A 17098-nucleotide genomic window follows, 5' to 3' on the forward strand; every position below is an offset into this window, starting at 1 on the left:
TTAGTCAATCCCGATTTCAGCACGAACAACGTCTGCAATGGTATCAACATAGTAGTCCACTTCTTCTGTTGTAGGCGCTTCTGCCATAACACGCAAGAGGGGCTCTGTTCCACTTGGGCGTACTAGGATACGGCCATTCCCTGCCATTTCTTCTTCCATCTTCTCGATGATATCCTTGATAGCTAGCACTTCCATAGCCTTTTCCTTCATGGCATTTTCCACTCGGATATTGACTAATTTTTGTGGATAGATGGTTACTTCTGCTGCCAACTCTGACAAGCTCTTATCAGTTTCCTTCATGATTTTAGTTAATTGGACTGCTGATAATTGACCATCACCTGTTGTATTGTAATCCATCAAGATCACGTGACCAGACTGTTCACCACCAAGATTGTAGCCTGATTTTCTCATTTCTTCAACAACGTAGCGGTCACCAACAGCAGTCACTGCCTTGTTAATCCCAGCACTCTCCAAGGCCTTACGGAAGCCAAGGTTAGACATAACAGTTGTCACAATTGTATTTTGAGCCAATTGTCCTTTTTCAGAAAGGTATTTCCCGATGATGTACATGATCTTGTCACCATCAACGATCTCACCATTTTCATCAACAGCAATCAAGCGGTCACTGTCTCCATCAAAGGCCAAACCGATAGCTGACCCGCTTTCTTTGACCACTTCTTGAAGGGCTTCTGGGTGGGTTGAACCAACATTAAGGTTGATGTTAAGACCATCTGGTGTTTCCCCGATAACCGTCAATTGAGCACCAAGATCTGCAAAGATTTGACGGGCACTTGTAGAAGCTGCACCATTGGCTGTATCCAAGGCAACCTTCATTCCTTCAAGAGGAGTTCCAGTTGAAACAAGGTATCCTTCATACTTACGCAAGCCTTCTGGATAATCTACCAAGGTTCCCAAGCCTTCAGCACTTGGACGAGGAAGAGTGTCTTCCTCAGCATCTAACAAGGCTTCAATTTCTGCTTCTTTTTCATCATCTAGTTTGAAGCCATCACCACCAAAGAACTTAATCCCATTATCAAGGGCTGGATTGTGGCTAGCAGAAATCATGACACCTGCACTTGCTCCTTCAGTTTTGACCAAGTAAGCTACTGCTGGCGTCGCAAGAACACCGAGTTTATAAACGTGAATCCCTACTGAAAGGAGACCTGCCACCAAGGCTGATTCTAACATTTCCCCTGAAATACGGGTGTCACGTCCTACAAAGACTTTCGGTGCTTCCGTTTCATGTTGACTAAGAACATAGCCTCCAAAACGTCCTAGCTTAAAAGCCAATTCTGGCGTTAGTTCTACGTTAGCTTCTCCACGGACTCCATCAGTCCCAAAATATTTACCCATTTTTATAAAATCCTTTTTCTATTTTTAATTCGTTTTTGAACTAGTTGCTTTCGTTGACGAAGATGTCTCCGACGAACTGCTTGTGCTTGAACTTGGTGCTACTGGTTTTGTAGTGACCTTCATTGTTGTATCAAACGGAGTGATAACTACTGGTAAGACAACCCCATTGCGGTCGATTGCCTGCAAAGGTACTGAACCACTGTAATTACCTGTTATGCGTTCGCTGGTTGGTAAAAGCGCAATAATTTTGTCAATCTTAGCTAATGTTTCCTGGTCAGTTGTAACTGAAACTCGTTCGTTTGATACGGTTACACTATCAAGTTGTAGCTTGGGATCAATCTGGCTTTGGTCAACTTGTGGCACAACAATCATCCCATCTCGCTTAACCTTCTTCCCAACTTTCACTGTGATCTTTTGAGGCGTTGCCACAGCGGTCAATCCACTTGGAAGATTTTCAATGTTCAAAGGAACTTCAATCGTTCCAACACTAGCATCTGTCAAATCCGCTGTGACCTTAAACTTACGAGTGCTTTCCTGCATTTCACTGGCCAAGGTCACACGATTGGCACCTGTCAGTACAACTGAAACCTCTGATGCAAATCCGCTAATGAAATACTGGTCATCATCATAGTGAATATCGATAGGAACGTTCGTTATCGTATTGGTGTAGGTTTCTGATTTGACCTGTCTTGCGGTATTGTTATTTTGAAAATTAGTCGATGTTGCATAGATGAATAAGACACAAGCAAAAAAGAGAGATGAAATGATATATAGACTATTTTTTCTCATATTTCCAACCTCCTAGCAAACGGTCCTTGAAACTGGCTTTTTCCTCAACAGCTGGCAGAAGAATTGTTCGTAGCTCTGCTTCAAATTCTTCAATCGTCAAATTATGCTTGAAGACCCCATTGTAGGTAATAGAAATACCACCTGTTTCCTCTGAAACAATGAAGGTCAAGGCATCGGATACTTCTGATAAACCAATAGCCGCCCGGTGTCTGGTCCCAAATTCCTTGGAAATTCCTGTGCTTTCTGTCAAAGGCAGATAGGCAGAGGTCACTGCGATTCGATTTTCTCTGATAATCACAGCACCATCATGTAGAGGAGTGTTGGGAATAAAAATATTGATGAGGAGTTCTGCCGAAATTTTGGCATCCAAAGGAATTCCTGTCGCGATGTATTCTTGCAAGGTACGAACTCGTTGAATAGCAACCAAAGCACCGATCTTACGAGGACTCATGTATTCAACTGACTTGACAAAGGCACGAATCATTTTCTCTTCTGCACTAATTTGAGTAGTAGAAAAGAAATCTGTCGCCCTTCCCAAGCGTTCCAAACCAGTCCGAATCTCTGGAGAGAAGATAACAACCGCAGCAATAACTCCATAGGTGATAATCTGATTAATCAACCAAGAAATCGTTGTTAAACCAAGGATATTGGCCACGACCTGGGCTAATACAAAAATCAAGACCCCCCGTACCAAAATCATAATCTTGGTACCAGCTATCGCTTTTGTAAAACGATACAAAACATAGGTCACAATCAAAATATCAAACAGATTGATGGCGATACTCCAAGGACTAGAAAACAAGCTAGTCCAATATTGCAGGTTGGATAATTGTTGAAAGTTCATCTGCTGTCTCCTCTCTGTCCAAACACGTTCCTCTCTATTATACCATTTTTCTGGCATTTTTTTCCCTATCCTACTTCATTTTAAATTAAGGAAAAATATGATAAAATAAACTGACTAGAAAAAACAAAGGAGAAACCATGTCTCAACTCTATGATATTACCATTGTAGGTGGTGGTCCTGTCGGGCTTTTTGCAGCCTTCTATGCCCACCTACGCCAAGCCAAGGTCCAAATCATCGACTCCCTTCCACAACTAGGTGGACAACCTGCTATTCTCTACCCTGAAAAGGAAATTTTAGACGTTCCAGGTTTCCCAAACCTGACTGGAGAAGAATTGACTAACCGTCTAATCGAGCAATTAAATGGCTTTGATACCCCTATTCATCTCAATGAAACGGTTCTTGAGATTGAAAAACAAAAAGAAGGCTTTGTCATTACAACTTCTAAAGGAAGTCACCTGTCTAAAACTGTTATCATCGCTATGGGTGGCGGTGCCTTTAAACCACGTCCGCTGGAACTAGAAGGCGTTGAAGGCTATGAAAATATCCACTACCACGTTTCCAACATCCAGCAATACGCTGGCAAGAAAGTGACGATTCTTGGTGGAGGAGACTCGGCTGTGGATTGGGCTTTGGCTTTTGAAAAAATTGCGCCAACTACCCTTGTCCACCGCAGAGATAATTTCCGCGCCTTGGAACACAGTGTCCAAGCCTTACAGGAATCTTCTGTGACCATCAAGACACCATTCGTCCCTAGCCAACTCCTTGGAGATGGAAAAACGCTTGATAAGCTGGAAATCACAAAAGTCAAATCTGATGAAACAGAAACGATTGACCTAGACCACCTCTTTGTCAACTATGGTTTCAAATCTTCTGTCGGTAACCTCAAAAACTGGGGGCTCGACCTCAACCGCCACAAGATTATCGTCAACAGCAAACAGGAATCCAGCCAAGCAGGTATCTATGCTATCGGTGACTGCTGCTACTATGACGGAAAAATTGATCTGATTGCGACAGGGCTTGGAGAAGCTCCAACTGCTGTCAACAATGCCATCAACTACATTGACCCAGAGCAAAAAGTACAACCAAAACACTCTACTAGTTTATAAAAAAGAACCACGAGTCACATAGGATTCGTGGTTTTATAGTTCATCCGCTAATTTATTTATCTTTCTGAGTCTGTGGTTGACACCACTTTTGGTCAGAGGGGTGCTGAGACTATCTGCTAACTGCTGGATAGAGTAGTCTGGGTGCTGAATCCTCAGTTGCGCTACCTCCTGCAAATCCACTGGCAGATTTTCTAAGCCCATAATATCTTTGATTTTGCTGATATTGTTGATAGTCTTCATGCTGGCAGAAACTGTCCGAGCTATATTGGCTGTCTCGGCATTATTGGCCCGATTGAGATCGTTACGGGTTTCTCGCAAAATCTTAACCCGCTCAAAATCATCACGCGCCTGCATGGCTCCGATGACTATCAAGAAGTCCATAATATCTTCGGCACGCTGGAGATAGGTAACAGCTCCCTTCTTGCGCTCAAGCACCTTGGCATCCAGTAAAAACTGCTGAAGAAGAGAGGCAAGCCCTTGCGCGTGGTCCAGATAAACAGAACTGATTTCCAACTGGTACTTACCTGATTCAGGGTCACGAATGCTTCCATTTGCCAAGAAAGCACCACAGAGATAGGCACGACCTGCTTCCTCATCCGATAAAATCGCCTCATCAATACCTGTTTCCAGGCCAAAGAAGGAGTCTGCCAAGTGCAAATCACTTAACAAATCCTGCACCTTTTCATCTGTAAAAACAGTATAGACCCGATTCTTGCGGAGATTGCTTCTTTGGTGGTGACGGATTTCTGATTTGATTTCATAGAAATGGAGAAAGGACTCATAGAGGTGACGAGCCAGCTTGGCATTTTCTGTCACGACAGACAAGGTCAGGCCCGAGGTCGAGAGACCGATGCTACCAGACATCTTGATAATGGCAGATAATTCATGCCGGCTCAGATGGTGCTGACCTAGGATTTCTTCTTTTACTGCTACTGTGAAACTCATTTTCTCACCTGTATAATCCGCATCAACTCATCCACGAGCAAATCTCCATCGTGGAAGGCACCCCCATTTTCCAGACGAAGGAAGTTGGATGAAATCACGCGCGGAACTTGCTTACAAAGACCAGCAAAATCATGTTCCACCTGCACCAAGTATTCATCAAACCGGTTGGAATTCATGTATTCCTGAGGCACTTTTTCGATATTCACCAAAACAGTATCAATAAAAGGGCGACCAAGGTGACGATGTAAGACCTCCACGTGGTCACTATCTGTAAAGTGTTCCGTCTCCCCACGTTGGGTCATGATATTGCAGACATAGGCGATTTCTGCCTTGGTTTCCAAAAGCGCCTGCCCGATTTCCTTAATCACGATATTGGGCAAAATAGAGGTAAAGAGAGAGCCAGGCCCTAGGACAATCATGTCACTTTCAAGAATAGTCTGCACTACTCGACGGCTAGCCAGAGGCGTATCATCGTTTAGGGTGTTGGTCACATAGACATGGTCAATCATTCCTGGATGGTCTGCAATATGACTCTCTCCAGCTACTTCTGTCCCGTCCTGAAAGACTGCATGCAGGGTCAAAGGATGATCACTGGAAGGATAAATCTTCCCAGTGGTATGGAAAAATTTGCTCAGCAACTGCATGGCATTATAGGTCGAACCCTGCATTTCTGACAGGCCAGCAATGATGAGATTACCCAATGGATGGCCAGCAAAGGCTCCCGCATCCTCAGAAAAGCGATACTGAAAGACTTTCTCATAGAACTTAGGCATATCCGACATAGCCACAAGGACATTACGAAGATCACCTGGCGGTGTCAATTGCTGCATATTTTTTCGGAGTTCACCTGATGAACCACCGTCATCCGCCACCGTTACGATAGCAGCGATTTCCACATCTTTTTCCCGCAGACTTTTTAGAATGACAGGAATCCCAGTTCCTCCACCAATCACCGTTATCTTTGGTTTTCTCATGAACGGTTTACCGTTTCCTTTCTTCGGTCTTTGTCACGATGCCCTTCATTGACAGGCCAAGTCTTGGATAAGTCCTGCGCCAAGCGTTTGGCAAAGGCCACACTACGGTGTTGTCCACCCGTACAACCCATGGCAATGGTCAAAACGGACTTCCCTTCCTTTTGGTAACTTGGCAAAATCGGCTCAATCAAGGCCAATAAATGCTGATAAAAGTCTTCTGACTCAGGATGGTTCATGACATAGTGATACACCGGTTCATCTACACCCGTTTGGTTTCTCAGTTCTGGTAGGTAGTAGGGATTGGGCAAGAATCGGACGTCAAAGACCAAGTCTGCATCAATTGGGATTCCATATTTAAAGCCAAAAGACATGACTTCGATACGGAAAGACTGGACTTGTTCTTGGTCTGAAAACTGCTCTGCAAGGGTTTTACGCAGTTCACGAGGAGTAAGTTCAGTCGTATCCACCACATTTTGGCTCATATTTTTCAAAGGCGCCAAAAGTTCACGTTCTAGCTTGATACCATCTAAAATCCGACCATCTGCTGCTAGAGGGTGACTCCGTCTGGTTTCCTTGTAACGGGCTACCAATTCCTTATCTGCTGCGTCCAAAAAGAGAATTTTAAAGTCCAGTTCTTCCTTGTTTTCCAACTCATCCAAAACAGCTTGAATCTCTGAGAAGAAAGAACGGCTACGCATATCTACTACCAAGGCCAACTTATGGTCGTCTTCCTTTGTTTCCACCAACTGCAAAAACTTAGGCAAGAGGGCTGGCGGCATATTATCAATAGTAAAATAACCCAAATCCTCAAAGGACTGAATGGCTACAGTTTTGCCTGCACCACTCATTCCTGTCACAATCACCAAGTGAAGTTGTTTCTTTGTCATCTTTTTCTCCTTATATCAAAAGAAGTTTGGCAACACCAAACTTCAACTAGCTTATCCAATCTCTGCGATGACTTCGATTTCGACTTTTACATCACGAGGAAGACGAGCTACCTCTACTGCTGAACGAGCTGGAAATTCCTCTTTAAAAGCCGTTTGGTAAACCTCGTTAAAAGGAACAAAGTCGTTCATATCGCTCAAAAAACAAGTTGTTTTGACAACATGGTCAAAGTCAGTTCCTGCCTCTGCCAAAATAGCACCGATGTTTTTCAAGACTTGTTCTGTTTGCTCTTGGATTGTTTCTCCAACGATTTCCCCAGTTTCAGGAGAGAGAGGAACTTGACCACTAGCAAACAAAAGGTTGCCAACGATTTTTCCTTGAACATATGGTCCGATAGCCTTTGGAGCTTTGTCTGTATGAATTGTTTTTGCCATTTTCTTTTCCTCACAATTTTTCTAAGATTGCATCCCAAGCCTCATCCATCCCTGCCTTGCTGACAGATGAAAAGAGGATGAAGTCGTCACTTGGGTCAAAGTTTAATTTCTTTTTGATTGCTGATTCGTGCTTGTTCCATTTACCACGAGGAATCTTGTCCGCCTTGGTCGCAACGATAATAACCGGAATCTCATAGTACTTGAGAAATTCGTACATCTGCACATCATCTGCTGACGGGTCATGACGAAGGTCGACTAGACTGACTACCGCACGGAGATTTTCCCGAGTCGTTAGGTACTCCTCAATCATGCGCCCCCACTTTTCACGTTCCTTTTTAGAAACACGGGCATAGCCATAACCAGGCACATCCACAAAGCGCATCTTGTCGTCGATATTAAAGAAGTTGAGAAGCTGGGTTTTACCGGGTTTACCTGATGTTCGGGCTAGATTCTTGCGGTTCAGCATGGTATTGATAAAGCTAGATTTACCAACATTTGAACGCCCTGCTAGGGCAATCTCTGGTAGTTCATCCTGCGGATAGTGGGATTTATTAGCTGCACTGAGCAAGATTTCAGCATTGTGTGTATTGATTTCCATAGTCACCTCTAGGCTGTTTCTAGGATCGGTTTATCCGTTCCATCGACAGCTTCTTTTGTGATGCGAACCAATTTCACATTTTCCTGACTCGGTACTTCAAACATGACATCTAGCATGGTTTCTTCTATGATGGAGCGAAGACCACCCGCACCCGTTTTACGTTCGATGGCCTTATTTGCAATCTCTTGAAGGGCTTCGTCGTCAAATTCCAACTCAACATCATCATAAGAAAGCAAGGTTTGGTATTGTTTGACCAAGGCATTTCTTGGCTCTTTCAAAATACGAACCAAGTCATCAACAGTCAATTGTTCAAGAGCTGCAAAGACTGGCAAGCGTCCAATCAACTCAGGGATAATACCAAATTTTTGAATATCTTCTGCGATGATTTCTTGCATGTATGAGCTGTTTTCATCAATCGCTTTATTATTTTGACCAAATCCGATAACTTTTTCACCCAGACGTTGTTTGACAATTTCTTCAATACCATCAAAGGCACCACCCACGATGAAGAGGATATTTTTAGTATCCACTTGAATCATCTCTTGTTGTGGATGCTTACGTCCACCTTGAGGCGGCACGCTAGCAACAGTTCCCTCGATAATCTTGAGAAGGGCTTGTTGCACCCCTTCACCAGAAACATCACGTGTGATAGAAACGTTCTCACTCTTCTTGGCAATCTTGTCAATTTCATCCACGTAGATAATCCCACGCTCTGCTCGCTCAATGTTAAAGTCAGCAGCCTGCAAGAGTTTGAGGAGGATATTTTCCACGTCCTCACCCACATAACCAGCCTCAGTAAGAGCTGTTGCATCCGCAATCGCAAAAGGCACATTCAAGCTCTTAGCCAAGGTCTGGGCAAGGAAAGTTTTCCCTGAACCAGTTGGGCCAATCATCAAGATGTTTGACTTCTGCAAATCTACATCTTCCGACTCTTCACGCGTATCGTGGAAATTGATGCGTTTGTAGTGGTTGTATACTGCTACTGCTAAAGCCCGTTTGGCACGGTCTTGACCGATTACATAGTGGTTCAAGATATGGAGGAGTTCGATTGGTTTTGGAACTTCTGACAAGTCTGCCAAGACTTCCTCAGCCAACTCCTCACGAATGATTTCCTGGGCCAACTCCACACATTCATTACAGATAAAGGCGTTGTTCCCAGCAATTATTTTTTGTACTTCTTCTTGGCTTTTGCCACAAAATGAGCAATAAACCATCATATCATTATTCCTAGTTGTAGGCATGATTTCCTTCCGTTCTATTCTATACTGTCATTCTATCTAAAATAAGGTCATGTAAAAAGCATGGATACTATTGACCAAATTGGTGAAGGCATTTAACCAGAGCAGGACAGAAAGTCCATAACGCTTTTTACGAAAAGCCTGTGCTCCAGCAAGTAAGCAGACCAAACACAGCATGGCTGTGAAAAAACCAAATATACTACGTTCCATTAGACTTCCTTTCTCTTGCGGTATTGGATGGTAAAATCATAAGGATTTTTCTCATCTTTGGTATAAGATTTGCTTGAAACCGTCTCAAAAAGAGATAAGTCAAACTCTTCAGGGAAATAGGTATCTCCTTCCACCCGAGCATGAATTTGAGTCACAATCACTTCGTCCAAATAGGGCTCAAAAGCCTGAAAAATTTGCTGCCCACCGATAATATAAAGATTCTTGTCTTGACCCTGATACCAGTCTAGGACAGACTGGATATCGTGAAAAGAAGCAACCCCATCTATCTTTTCTTCTGGGTTACGAGTCAAAATCAAGGTCTCCCGTTTTGGAAGCAAGCGACGCCCCATTCCATCAAAGGTCACGCGCCCCATCAAGATAGCATGATTCAGAGTTGTTTCTTTGAAGTGTTGCAGTTCTGCTGGCAAATGCCAAGGCAGACGATTGTCCTTACCAATCACACCCTCTTCATCCTGGGCCCAAATAGCTACGATTTTCTTAGTCATGCTTCCATCCTTTTCACTGATAGTACTATTTTATCAAAAAACTCAAAAAAAGACTGGTTTGGAATAGCTTACAGAATAGAAAAAAATCTGTAAGAGGCATCCTACAGATTTTTATATGATTATTCTATTTCTTACAAACCAGGTGCTTGTCCAAGTTCTGCGGCAAGCATCCAGATTGTTTTATCAGTTTCAGTTTTAGCATCTGTAAAGATACCGTTTGTCACATCGTCACCTTCTTCATCAGTGACATCCAAACCTTTTTGGAAGAGTTCTGACAAGTAACGGTAGATAGCAAGCACACGTTCCAAGCTTTCTTCAACATTACGGTATTCACCAGCTTCTTCTTCGATTTCACTGTTTTGAAGGAATTCTGTCAATGTAGAGAATGGGCTACCACCAAGTGTAATCAAGCGTTCGCTGATTTCATCCAATTGACCATCAAGAGCTTCCATGTACTCATCCATTTTTGGATGCCATACAAGAAAACCACGACCACGCATGTACCAGTGTACTTGGTGCAAAGCAACGTGAGCTACGTACAAATCAGCAACAGCTTGGTTCAATACTTCCTTTGTTTTTGCCAATGCCACTGGCGCTGCTTTTGTCAATGATGTTACGTCTTTTACTGCTTCTTTTTTCAATTCTACCATTTTATTTTACCTCATTCATTATTATTTGTAATCACTTCTTACTGATTACTACCTTAGTATACTACTAAGTAAAACCAATAGCAAGCCAAATGACTCACATGAGAAAAGTTGCAATAGACTGATAATTTAAGAATTTTTTAGAATGAAACCCAGTCCCCTTACACCTCTCTTATACTCAATGAAAATCAAAGAGCAAACTAGGAAACTAGCCGCAGGCTGTACTTGAGTACGGCAAGGTGACGTTGACGTGGTTTGAATTTGATTTTCAAAGAGTATTAACTGCGACAAAATAAAGAAAAAAGGGATGCAATTTTCTTGCACACTCCTTTCTCAAACTTATATCTTAATACCAAACGCTGACGTCAACACGACCACGAATTCCTTTTAAGTATTCAGATGAGGTATATTGCCACCCTTTTTCACCTGAATAATGAGGATTTGTCCAATCAAGCGCATCAGTATAAGCAGCAACCCAATTGACATGTTGTAAAATATCAGGATGATTCAAACGAGTTTGCAAGAGTTGGCGATAGCTATAAACATTCACATTTTGATAACCAGCCTGTTTCATTGTTGCCATATACTTGTTGATAATCTTGACCCAGGTTCCAGTATCACTTGGAGCTCTCTTGGTCTTATTGCCATATTCCCAGTTCTCAACATCGTAGTAGATAGGGTAAGACAAGTTCATCTTGTATTTTTTCAAGAGTTCAATGGTTTGATTAGCATCATTCTCAGCATCGGTCTCATTTTCAGCATAAGTATAAAGGTAAACACCGTAAGGAATTCCAAGACGGTTTAACTCCTTAATATTATGAGCCAATTCCTTGTCCTCAGTTCCACTATAGCCCAAACGAACAATGACTCCATCTACTCCATTATCATCGATGACTTTTTTCCAATCACTGATACGACCATTGTGCTCACTGACATCAATAACTTTTTTTACTTGATCAGTCCCAACTTGTTCTTCACGATGGTTAAAGAAATAACGTCTGCCATTTCGGTGAACCCAGCCAACATTCAAGTCTTTCTTTTCTTTTAACTCACCTGAGTCAGAAAAAATATAGCGAGCATCATCCATGACTAATTCACCAGTCGCCATAGCACCACTTCCTGTCAAATAGTAGTTACCCTGCCACTCATCTTTGGCCATGTAACCCCACTTCTTGAAATAGTACCACTTGCCGTCTACCTTTTGCCACTCTTGATTTGCATAAGAACCATCAGATTTCAGGTAAAACCAACTCTTATAATTGTTATCGTAAAATCATTCACTCTTGGCCATGTAGCCACCCGCTTTGAGGTAATATTTACCATACCACTCTTGATTCGCATAAGAACTATCAGATTTCAGGTAAAACCAACTCTTATAATTGCTATCATAAAACCATTCACTCTTGGCCATGTAGCCACCCACTTTGAGGTAGTAGTTCCCATGCCATTCTTGTTCTGCATAAGAACCATCTGCTTTGAGGTAGAACCAGCTCTTATAATTGTTATCGTAAAACCATTCATTTTTAGCCATATAACCACCTGCTTTGAGGTAGTAGTTTCCATGCCATTCTTTTTGAGCATAACGACTATCTGCTTTTATATAGAATCAAGCCTTGTAGCTAGTATCAAAGATCCACTCACTCTTAGCTTTTGAACCATCTGCTTTTACATAGAAGTCACCTTCCCAGTTTGCTGATGTTGAATTTGGCTTACTTTCTTCTTTCTGACTACTAGCTCGCGTCTCTTTGACTTCTTCCTTTTTCTCTTGACGCTGACTAGAAGAAGTCTCAACCTTTTTCTCTTCTTCTTTTTGACTTGTAGTCGTTTCTGATTTCTTTTCTTCTACCTTACTAGAATAAGCTTGAACACTGCTTTCTTCTGAAGATGCTTTCACTTCAGTTTCATTGGCAGGCACTTGATTGACAACTAGTCCAATCAAAAAAGCGCTTGCTAATCCAATTTTTCCAATCTTTGTTTTCAATCTTTCCTCTCCTATAAAAAATGGAACAGACATCTGAATGCTGTTCCACCTAGCTTTTGCTACTGATTATTTTACAAAGTCAAGCAAAGCCAAGAAGCTTTCTGCTTCAAGTGACGCACCACCAACAAGGGCACCGTCAACGTCTGGGCAAGCCATGTATGAAGCAACGTTTTCAGGTTTAACAGAACCACCGTATTGAACACGAACTTTGTCTGCAACTTCTTGACCGAAGTCAGCAGCTACAACGTCACGAACAACTTTACACATTTTTTGTGCATCGTCTTGTGAAGCTGATTTACCAGTACCGATAGCCCAGATTGGCTCGTAAGCGATAACTGATGCAGCAACTTGTTCAGCAGTCAATCCAGCTAATGCAGCAGATACTTGAGCACCTACAAACTCAGCAGCTTTACCAGCTTCGTAAGTTTCAAGTGACTCACCACAACAGATGATTGGAAGCATACCGTTTGCAAAGATTGCTTTTGCTTTTTTGTTGATGTCTTCGTCAGTTTCATGGAAGTAGTCACGACGTTCTGAGTGACCGATAACAACGTAGTCAGTACCGATTTCTTTCAAAACTTGTGGGCTAGTTTCACCAGTGAAAGCACCTGCATTTTCAAAGTAGCAGTTTTGAGCAGCAACTTTAAGGTTTGAACCTTTTGCAGCAGCAAGAACAGTTGTCAAATCAAGAGCTGGAGCAGCGATACCTGCTTCAACAAGATCTGATGAAGGAAGTTTTGACGCAACTGCTTCAACGAATGCTTTAGCTTCTTCTGGATTTTTGTTCATTTTCCAGTTACCAGCGATAAATGGTTTACGTGACATTTCACATACCTCTTTTTTCAATTTATTTTCTATTTATTTTATCACAATTAGACACAGCTTGCAAATCTTACTCGGATTTCAAGCCTGCTTACATGGATTAATCCTTCCAGAGATCCATGGCATTTCTGAAATCTGCCGATACCTGTGTCAACTGAGGATTGCTTGCTTCTCTCTCTGCCCGCTTAGCCTCAATTTGAGTCACACTTTTGATACCTTCATGGCGCCAGTTTCTCAAAATGGCCTGAATGTACTTCCAGTTTGGTTTTCCATTCAAAACAGCTTCACGAAGAGCTTCCTTAATCAAGTCAGCACTGGTTCCATCTTCCTTTAGTGTCTTGGTCAAATCCTCAATCTCAAAAGGTGTCAACAAGCGTCCCAATTCCTGCTGGAAGGTTTCCACCAAATCCTTGAGCTGATTTTGAGGTGTCAACTGGTCTGAACTCGAACGAGCGACTCCAAGCAAATCATCCAAACGTTCCAAAGCCAAACTAGCATCAAAAAGCAATTCAATTTCGCCATTTAATTCGATAGTGCGGTATTGAAGCAGTCCCCTCTCTGTCAGATTGGAAATGGACTGGTTGACATCCGAAATTTCCTTGCCAATCCTTTCAGCAATCTGGCTGGGCGACATTTCTTCCAAACCTGTCGTATTTTGCAAATAGAAAAATTGCCAGACCAGAAAATCGTCGCTGGAAGGAAAGAGTTCCTTAAAATGCAAGAGAAGGGCACTCGGTAAAACCAAGTTCCCTGATTTAAAAGCGTCTAAATATGTCATAATTCCTCTTATAAATACCCAAATGCAGATGCATCATCTTCTATTTTTCTCCAATCAAAAGGTGTTTCCTGATAGACCGCATAGTTCACCCAGTTACTGAAAAAGAGGGCTGCTGATGAAGACCAACAAAGACAAGGCATCTGATTAACATCATCATCCTTAAAATAATTTTCTGGAATATGAGGATCTAAACCTGCATCACGATCCCTAAAATACTCTTTTGCCAAGGTATCACGGTCATATTCCAAATGCCCAAAACTATAAATTTCACGCAAATCACGACTAGCCAAAATCGAAACCCCAACCTGAGGTCCTTCTGATAAAATCTCGAGATTGGTTTTGTTTAAGACCTCTTCCTTAGAAATCTCCGTGTGCCGAGAATGAGGAGATACATAGCTATCGTCAAAACCTCTAAATAGAAGATGACCTTCCTTTAAGGTGTCTTGAGGATAGATACCCGATAACTTACTGTCCATCTGGTATTTTTCCACTCCATAGCGCAGATAAAGACCAGCCTGAGCCCCCCAGCAGATATGAAGGGTCGAATAAACATGGGTCTTGGACCACTCGATTACTTGACTGAATTCCTCCCAATAGTCCACTTCCTCAAATGGTAAATGCTCAACTGGAGCACCCGTGATAATCATGCCATCAAAATACTCATCCTTGACTTCAGGAAAAGTTTTATAGAAGGTCTCCATGTGCTCTGAACGAGTTGTTTTAGAACGGTGGCTCTCCATATAGAGAAAATCGATATCCAGTTGTAGGGGCGTATTAGCCAAATGACGTAACAACTGGGTCTCTGTGACCATTTTCTGTGGCATGAGATTTAAAATTAAAATCTTCAAGGGACGAATATCTTGGTGGGCAGCACGTTGATCATCCATGACAAAGATATTCTCTGTCCGTAAAATCTCAACAGCTGGTAATTTTTTATCAATTCGAATCGGCATAACCCTCTCCTAACTGTACTCTCTCAGGAATAATTGCATATGTTTGAAGCCAAATCTCAAACACCTAGTCCTTTTATTATACTGCAAGAAGATATAGTTTTCAATTATAGTTTTTCTCTAACTAGCTATAGTCTATTTTTATATCCTAATGTAGAGAAAACAGCCCTAGGGACTGTTTTTCATTAATAATGCATCAAAACTTTGTAATCGTAGTCACCGATTTTTTCACGACCGTTCAATTCATCCAATTCAACAAGGAAGGCACAACCTGCTACAACACCACCAAGTTTTTCAATCATCTCGATAGTTGCCTTAACAGTTCCACCTGTCGCCAAGAGGTCATCTACGATCAGAACACGTTGACCTGGCTTGATGGCATCCGCATGCATAGTCAAGGTATCAACACCGTACTCTTTTTCATAGTCAGCAGAAATGACTTCGCGTGGCAATTTACCTGGCTTACGAACAGGCGCGAAACCAATTCCCAACTCAAAGGCAACTGGACAGCCCACGATAAATCCACGAGCCTCAGGCCCTACAATCATGTCTATTTTCTTGTCAGTAGCATACTGAACAATTTCACGAACAGCATAGCTATAAGCATTTCCATCAGCCATCAAAGGACTGATATCACGGAAGGTAATTCCTTCCTTTGGATAATTTTCAATTGTTGCAATATAATCTTTTAAATTCATCTTTTTCTTTCTTTCAAAGTTTTTACTCTCTATTATAGCATATTTTTTAAGAAAGAAAAAAGGAAAAGTTAACTTCAATGATTATCTAACGATTTGACGATTTATAACTAGCCATAGCAATAAACCCCAAGTTCTTTTTATTCTTATCAAACATTTTATACATAGTTAAAAACTGCTTTCTATTCTCCTTTTTACAAGCATTTACACAAATTTTCAAAGTTCCTAGCCAACCTTCGTCATAAATCATACCCGATAATTTCATTAATGTCATTTCACCAGTCAATACTCTCACATCACGATAACCTGATTCTATCATCACCTGTTCCCAACCATCCTGAGTTAAAGGACCTACATTTACATGAATTGCTTGTGACAGTTCCTGTCTGACAGACTCTTTAGCTTCCTTAAGAAGCACATCATGTGTCAGGAGAAGACCTCCAGATTTTAAAACCCTTAGATATTCCATCACACATTTTTTCTTAGCTTGATCGGCTTGCATAGTCAGCATAGCTTCATTTATAACAATATCAAAACTAGCATCTTGATAAGGAAGTTTCATTGCATTTGCTCTTTCAAAACTGATTAAATGAGCAACACCTGCCGTTTCAGCAGATTTTTTAGCCACTTCTAAAGCTTGAGCATCCATATCAACAGCAGTTATCTTACAACCAAAACGCTGTGCCAACTCAATTGCTGTAGTTCCTCTATTACACGCAACCTCTAGTATTCTCTTTTCTTTTGAAAACCCTCCTTCCGCAATTAACCAATCTGTGGCACGTTTTCCACCTGGGCGTAAGCGTTTTTTCCCCAGTTTTGCTAAAAACTTATGACCTGCTTCTGACATTTGAACACCTCTATTTTTTCTTCATTATAACACAAAACGATATTATCTGACAATTCTAATCTATTATTTGATAAACTAGAATCAAAAGCATACAGGCTGACATGACTATAGCATAAATCTATTAACCACCTCTCTAGTTCGAATTCAACTCCTCCCATCATTTACACATTCAGGTTACGACTATTTTTGTACTTTGGAATTGCTCTCATCTTCATCCATTATACGAACCTCCACCTTCCTGTTCGTAGAGCCACGATTTCGCTATCCCTTCCTCTGACGGTTCTAATTTCCAACGTCAGACTTAAAACGGTCTATCCCCAGACCGTTTTAATCCGCTACCTCACAATAATCATGCTTGGGAATCGCTATTGGGTTCACCGGTAGCGGACACCCACAGAGGAATTGCCTCTCATAAACAAGGCTCTATAATATTTGTAGTGGGTAAATCCCCTATAGATATTATGGAGCCTATTTTGTTGTAGAAAAAAAGTCCCAT

18 protein-coding genes and 1 pseudogene are annotated in these 17098 nt (G+C 41.7%); 1 reads left to right on the forward strand and 18 read right to left on the reverse strand.

What is annotated here, in order from left to right:
* Genes glmM through cdaA form a run of 3 tightly spaced genes read right to left on the reverse strand, consistent with a single transcriptional unit; the run spans nucleotide 1 to nucleotide 2986 of the window.
* The gene (gene glmM / locus N8M09_RS09830; RefSeq protein WP_261065041.1) at nucleotides 1-1353 is read right to left on the reverse strand and encodes a phosphoglucosamine mutase; all 1353 of its coding nucleotides are present in this window, start codon (nucleotides 1351-1353) and stop codon (nucleotides 1-3) included.
* A gap of 24 nt (nucleotides 1354-1377) precedes the next feature.
* Complete coding sequence (locus N8M09_RS09835) at nucleotides 1378-2142, reverse strand: CdaR family protein (RefSeq protein ID WP_261065042.1); 765 nt, start codon at nucleotides 2140-2142, stop codon at nucleotides 1378-1380.
* A complete protein-coding gene (cdaA, locus tag N8M09_RS09840) occupies nucleotides 2129-2986 on the reverse strand; it encodes a diadenylate cyclase CdaA (protein WP_261065043.1) in 858 nt (285 codons plus the stop codon). The genes N8M09_RS09835 and cdaA overlap by 14 nt, the downstream gene beginning before the upstream one ends.
* Before the next feature lie 137 nt (nucleotides 2987-3123).
* On the opposite strand from cdaA, the gene N8M09_RS09845 reads away from it, so the two are divergent.
* Nucleotides 3124-4092 carry an NAD(P)/FAD-dependent oxidoreductase gene (locus tag N8M09_RS09845; protein ID WP_261065044.1) on the forward strand — a complete coding sequence of 323 codons (969 nt, stop codon included), beginning with the start codon at nucleotides 3124-3126 and terminating at the stop codon, nucleotides 4090-4092.
* Nucleotides 4093-4125: 33 nt separating this feature from the next.
* On the opposite strand, the gene whiA is transcribed toward N8M09_RS09845, so the two are convergent.
* From whiA to N8M09_RS09920, 15 genes and pseudogenes are all read right to left on the reverse strand, one after another.
* Nucleotides 4126-5037, reverse strand: coding sequence for a DNA-binding protein WhiA (whiA, locus tag N8M09_RS09850; protein WP_102210499.1), 912 nt, complete (start codon nucleotides 5035-5037; stop codon nucleotides 4126-4128).
* Entirely contained in the window at nucleotides 5034-6011 is a 978-nt protein-coding gene (locus tag N8M09_RS09855; RefSeq protein ID WP_042901353.1) for a YvcK family protein, read from the reverse strand. The genes whiA and N8M09_RS09855 overlap by 4 nt, the downstream gene beginning before the upstream one ends.
* Nucleotides 6008-6898: an RNase adapter RapZ gene (gene rapZ / locus N8M09_RS09860; protein ID WP_261065045.1), complete on the reverse strand. Its 891-nt coding sequence runs from the start codon at nucleotides 6896-6898 to the stop codon at nucleotides 6008-6010. The genes N8M09_RS09855 and rapZ overlap by 4 nt, the downstream gene beginning before the upstream one ends.
* Nucleotides 6899-6949: 51 nt before the next feature.
* A complete protein-coding gene (locus N8M09_RS09865) occupies nucleotides 6950-7330 on the reverse strand; it encodes a RidA family protein (RefSeq protein ID WP_001140420.1) in 381 nt (126 codons plus the stop codon).
* A gap of 10 nt (nucleotides 7331-7340) precedes the next feature.
* On the reverse strand, nucleotides 7341-7928 hold the full coding sequence (gene yihA / locus N8M09_RS09870) for a ribosome biogenesis GTP-binding protein YihA/YsxC (protein WP_000405202.1): 588 nt from the start codon (nucleotides 7926-7928) through the stop codon (nucleotides 7341-7343).
* 8 nt (nucleotides 7929-7936) lie between these two features.
* The gene (gene clpX, locus N8M09_RS09875) at nucleotides 7937-9169 is read right to left on the reverse strand and encodes an ATP-dependent Clp protease ATP-binding subunit ClpX (RefSeq protein ID WP_261065046.1); all 1233 of its coding nucleotides are present in this window, start codon (nucleotides 9167-9169) and stop codon (nucleotides 7937-7939) included.
* Between the two features lie 36 nt (nucleotides 9170-9205).
* A complete protein-coding gene (locus N8M09_RS09880; RefSeq protein WP_000442260.1) occupies nucleotides 9206-9376 on the reverse strand; it encodes a hypothetical protein in 171 nt (56 codons plus the stop codon).
* Nucleotides 9376-9882, reverse strand: a complete 507-nt coding sequence (locus N8M09_RS09885; RefSeq protein WP_261053284.1) for a dihydrofolate reductase — start codon at nucleotides 9880-9882, stop codon at nucleotides 9376-9378. Before N8M09_RS09885 ends, N8M09_RS09880 begins: the two co-directional genes overlap by 1 nt.
* Nucleotides 9883-10013: 131 nt before the next feature.
* Nucleotides 10014-10532, reverse strand: coding sequence for a Dps family protein (locus N8M09_RS09890; protein ID WP_000229882.1), 519 nt, complete (start codon nucleotides 10530-10532; stop codon nucleotides 10014-10016).
* A gap of 343 nt (nucleotides 10533-10875) precedes the next feature.
* Nucleotides 10876-12543 (reverse strand): annotated as a pseudogene (gene lytC, locus N8M09_RS09895) (choline binding-anchored murein hydrolase LytC).
* A 33-nt stretch (nucleotides 12544-12576) separates the two neighbouring features.
* Nucleotides 12577-13335 carry a triose-phosphate isomerase gene (tpiA, locus tag N8M09_RS09900; protein ID WP_000087893.1) on the reverse strand — a complete coding sequence of 253 codons (759 nt, stop codon included), beginning with the start codon at nucleotides 13333-13335 and terminating at the stop codon, nucleotides 12577-12579.
* A gap of 97 nt (nucleotides 13336-13432) precedes the next feature.
* Nucleotides 13433-14110: a DnaD domain-containing protein gene (locus N8M09_RS09905; protein WP_261065047.1), complete on the reverse strand. Its 678-nt coding sequence runs from the start codon at nucleotides 14108-14110 to the stop codon at nucleotides 13433-13435.
* An 8-nt stretch (nucleotides 14111-14118) separates the two neighbouring features.
* Nucleotides 14119-15063, reverse strand: coding sequence for a homoserine O-acetyltransferase MetA (gene metA / locus N8M09_RS09910; RefSeq protein WP_261065048.1), 945 nt, complete (start codon nucleotides 15061-15063; stop codon nucleotides 14119-14121).
* Nucleotides 15064-15245: 182 nt separating this feature from the next.
* Nucleotides 15246-15758 carry an adenine phosphoribosyltransferase gene (locus tag N8M09_RS09915; RefSeq protein WP_001049318.1) on the reverse strand — a complete coding sequence of 171 codons (513 nt, stop codon included), beginning with the start codon at nucleotides 15756-15758 and terminating at the stop codon, nucleotides 15246-15248.
* A gap of 85 nt (nucleotides 15759-15843) precedes the next feature.
* Nucleotides 15844-16602, reverse strand: a complete 759-nt coding sequence (locus tag N8M09_RS09920) for a class I SAM-dependent methyltransferase (RefSeq protein WP_261065049.1) — start codon at nucleotides 16600-16602, stop codon at nucleotides 15844-15846.
* Nucleotides 16603-17098 lie beyond the last annotated feature (496 nt).

This window comes from Streptococcus mitis, from assembly GCF_946190375.1.
GTDB classification, from domain to species: domain Bacteria; phylum Bacillota; class Bacilli; order Lactobacillales; family Streptococcaceae; genus Streptococcus; species Streptococcus mitis_CJ.

Coding starts and splice junctions, on each gene's coding strand:
- N8M09_RS09880 (WP_000442260.1), bottom strand. CDS start 9,376: ATGGAACGTAGTATATTTGGTTTTTTCACAGCCATGCTGTGTTTGGTC.
- N8M09_RS09890 (WP_000229882.1), bottom strand. CDS start 10,532: ATGGTAGAATTGAAAAAAGAAGCAGTAAAAGACGTAACATCATTGACA.
- yihA (WP_000405202.1), bottom strand. CDS start 7,928: ATGGAAATCAATACACACAATGCTGAAATCTTGCTCAGTGCAGCTAAT.
- glmM (WP_261065041.1), bottom strand. CDS start 1,353: ATGGGTAAATATTTTGGGACTGATGGAGTCCGTGGAGAAGCTAACGTA.
- N8M09_RS09885 (WP_261053284.1), bottom strand. CDS start 9,882: ATGACTAAGAAAATCGTAGCTATTTGGGCCCAGGATGAAGAGGGTGTG.
- whiA (WP_102210499.1), bottom strand. CDS start 5,037: ATGAGTTTCACAGTAGCAGTAAAAGAAGAAATCCTAGGTCAGCACCAT.
- N8M09_RS09905 (WP_261065047.1), bottom strand. CDS start 14,110: ATGACATATTTAGACGCTTTTAAATCAGGGAACTTGGTTTTACCGAGT.
- clpX (WP_261065046.1), bottom strand. CDS start 9,169: ATGCCTACAACTAGGAATAATGATATGATGGTTTATTGCTCATTTTGT.
- N8M09_RS09920 (WP_261065049.1), bottom strand. CDS start 16,602: ATGTCAGAAGCAGGTCATAAGTTTTTAGCAAAACTGGGGAAAAAACGC.
- tpiA (WP_000087893.1), bottom strand. CDS start 13,335: ATGTCACGTAAACCATTTATCGCTGGTAACTGGAAAATGAACAAAAAT.
- N8M09_RS09855 (WP_042901353.1), bottom strand. CDS start 6,011: ATGAGAAAACCAAAGATAACGGTGATTGGTGGAGGAACTGGGATTCCT.
- N8M09_RS09845 (WP_261065044.1), top strand. CDS start 3,124: ATGTCTCAACTCTATGATATTACCATTGTAGGTGGTGGTCCTGTCGGG.
- rapZ (WP_261065045.1), bottom strand. CDS start 6,898: ATGACAAAGAAACAACTTCACTTGGTGATTGTGACAGGAATGAGTGGT.
- cdaA (WP_261065043.1), bottom strand. CDS start 2,986: ATGAACTTTCAACAATTATCCAACCTGCAATATTGGACTAGCTTGTTT.
- metA (WP_261065048.1), bottom strand. CDS start 15,063: ATGCCGATTCGAATTGATAAAAAATTACCAGCTGTTGAGATTTTACGG.
- N8M09_RS09915 (WP_001049318.1), bottom strand. CDS start 15,758: ATGAATTTAAAAGATTATATTGCAACAATTGAAAATTATCCAAAGGAA.
- N8M09_RS09865 (WP_001140420.1), bottom strand. CDS start 7,330: ATGGCAAAAACAATTCATACAGACAAAGCTCCAAAGGCTATCGGACCA.
- N8M09_RS09835 (WP_261065042.1), bottom strand. CDS start 2,142: ATGAGAAAAAATAGTCTATATATCATTTCATCTCTCTTTTTTGCTTGT.